Source organism: Arthrobacter sp. H5, assembly GCF_000520595.1.
Lineage (GTDB): Bacteria > Actinomycetota > Actinomycetes > Actinomycetales > Micrococcaceae > Arthrobacter_D.
In genome coordinates, this window is record NZ_KI915004.1 from 28930 (window position 1) to 31444 (window position 2515).

4 protein-coding genes are annotated in these 2515 nt (G+C 63.5%); 1 reads left to right on the forward strand and 3 read right to left on the reverse strand.

The features are described from left to right. The coding region (locus tag Y708_RS25285) for a DivIVA domain-containing protein (protein WP_035776472.1) at positions 1-252 on the forward strand (252 nt) is incomplete at its 5' end. 13 nt (positions 253-265) lie between these two features. Here Y708_RS25285 and Y708_RS0114545 read toward each other — a convergent pair. The 3 genes from Y708_RS0114545 to Y708_RS25290 form a co-directional block, all read right to left on the reverse strand. Next, the gene (locus Y708_RS0114545; protein WP_028280490.1) at positions 266-1732 is read right to left on the reverse strand and encodes a sodium/solute symporter; all 1467 of its coding nucleotides are present in this window, start codon (positions 1730-1732) and stop codon (positions 266-268) included. A 1-nt stretch (position 1733) separates the two neighbouring features. Next, positions 1734-2117: a DUF485 domain-containing protein gene (locus tag Y708_RS0114550; RefSeq protein WP_028280491.1), complete on the reverse strand. Its 384-nt coding sequence runs from the start codon at positions 2115-2117 to the stop codon at positions 1734-1736. Between the two features lie 13 nt (positions 2118-2130). Continuing rightward, positions 2131-2515: LytR/AlgR family response regulator transcription factor (locus Y708_RS25290; RefSeq protein WP_035776473.1), on the reverse strand; the 385-nt coding region annotated here is incomplete at its 5' end.

A 2515-nucleotide genomic window follows, 5' to 3' on the forward strand; every position in this document is an offset into this window, starting at 1 on the left:
GGCAGGCTGCACCGGCCGGCCGGTGACCGGTTTCGCCGCCCCGCCCGCGCCAACGCCTCAAGCTACGACGTGGAAGATGTCGATGCGCTGTGCAACGAACTGTTGGGCTACTTCGAGAATGACCTGCCGCTGAGCGTTGACTTTGTCCGCCGGTCGGTCTTCAGAGAGGCCGTTGGTCCCGACGGATACGAGGAAGCCCAGGTGGATGCCTTCCTGGACAAAGTTGTCGAACTCATGGCCGCGATCGACTGACACGGGCCCGGTTTTACGGTTGCTCGGGCGTGTGCAGGCGGGCGAGGATCCGGGAGGTACCAGCCGGCTTCCTGCCCGCAGTCAGCCGGGAGACCACAATCATCACGGCAAAAGCGCTGGGTACCGTCCATAAGGCGGGCTGCTCAAGCCATTCCCTGCTGGAGGGTGCCGACGGACCAAGAGCCGCGGACAGCAGGATTGATCCGCCACACAGAACCGCTCCGGCGAGCATCCCGGCCACTGCGCCAATATCGGTAAGGCCCCGCCACCAAATGCCAAGGACCAAGAGCGGGCAAATGGTGGATGCTGTGAAGGCGAAGACCATGCTGACGCTTCCGGCCAGGGCGAGCGTATCCGTCAGGAGGGCAAACCCCAACGGAATGACTGCAGAAATTACCGCCGCCCATCGGAAACCCTTCACGCTCCCGTGAAAAAGATCCTGGCTGACCACGCCGGCCAGGGAAACCACCAGCCCACTGGAGGTCGACAGGAAAGCAGCAAAAGCCCCGGCTGTGACGAGCGCCGTGAGCAGGTCTCCAGCGGAGCCGTCGAAAATCCGGCTGGGCAGCAGCAGCACAGTGGCGTCTGCGGAACCGCTAGCTGCCAGTTCCGGGGTGTGAATCCGCCCCAGGATGCCGTAGAGGGTGGGAAACAGGTAGAACACCGAGAGCAGGCCCAGCACAATCAGCGTGGTGCGGCGCGCGGAGGCGCCATCCGGATTGGTGTAGAAGCGCACCAGGACATGCGGCAGACCGAGAGTTCCGAATAGCAGCGCTATGACAAGCGAGATATTGCGGTAGAGCGAGGCGTCGTCCGTGACATTGAGGTCGGCGCTGAAAACCGCACCTCCATTGGTGATGGGTCCGCCGGTGCTGCCCAGCTGCAGAAGGATGAAGACGATGGGGACGGCCAGAGCGGTCAACTTGAGCCAGTACTGGAACGCCTGGACAAACGTGATTGAACGCATCCCGCCGGTGACAACGCTCAGGCAGACCACCACCACCACGGCCACGGATCCCACCCAGGACGGCAGTCCCGTGGTGATTCGGACAGTCAGCGCGGCGCCGTGCAGCTGCGGCACAATGTAGAGCCAGCCCACGGCGATGACCAGCAGGCTGGTGACCCGGCGTACCATCACCGAGTCGAGACGTGCCTCGGCGAAGTCGGGAATGGTGTAAGCACCTGAGCGGCGCAGGGGCGCGGCAACAAAGAGCAGGAGCATCAGGTAGCCGGCCGTGTAGCCGATGGGGAACCACAGCGCGTCGACTCCAGAGATCAGGATGAGGCCGGCCACGCCAAGGAAGCTCGCTGCGGAGAGGTACTCACCGCCAATCGCCGAGGCGTTCCACCAGGGCCGGACAGTCCTGGATGCCACGTAGAAATCGCCCGTGGTGCGGGAAATCCGCAGTCCATAAATGCCGATGAGCACAGTGCTCAGGGAGACGAGGATCAGGGAGACGTAGCCCACAGCCGGGTTCAGTTCAGGAATCATCCACCAGGTCCCTGAATCTCTTTTCGTTCCGGGAGGCACTGCGGACGTAGAGTGCCGCGCAGCTGATCACCAGCGGATAGATGCCCAGGCCCAGGAGTACCCAAGGCAGCGGGACGGTGAACACCGTGAGGTCGCTGATCACCGGAAAGGTCGCGATCACCACGGGAATCCCGATGAGGATGAACAGGAATCCCGATGCGACTACAACGGCAAGACGCAGCTGTGACCGGATGAGCGACCGGATGAAAAGCTCGCCGACGTCCGACTGTTCTGCCATCTCGCGCGAGACGGGATAGGCTCCGGCTGCGGATTCCAGGCGGGTCCGCGGTGCCGTGACCCGAACGCGCGGCGGTTTGGGCGGGTCAGTGCTCACATGCGTCTGCCCATCACTGGCCTGGCCTGAGCCGGGTCTCTTCGAGCCGGCCGCGGATGTCCGCGAGGTGCCTGCGGCTCACGGGCAGTTCGGCGTCGCCAACCAGGACACTTGCCCTGCCGGCGCCCAGTTTGACCTGGTGTACCTGATCCATGGCCACAAGATAAGAGCGGTGTATCCGGACAAATCCCGCGTCCGCCCATTGGCGTTCCAGGTCATTCAGTGGAATGCGGATGAGATAGCTTGACTCGGCGGTGTGCAGCCGCGCATAGTCACCCTGCGCCTGCACATACCGGATCTCGTCCCGCCGGATCATGCGGCTGATACCGCCTTGATCCACCGTGATCACCTCGGGCGGCGGTGTGCCTTCCTCCATCAGCTCACAGATCCGCCGCACC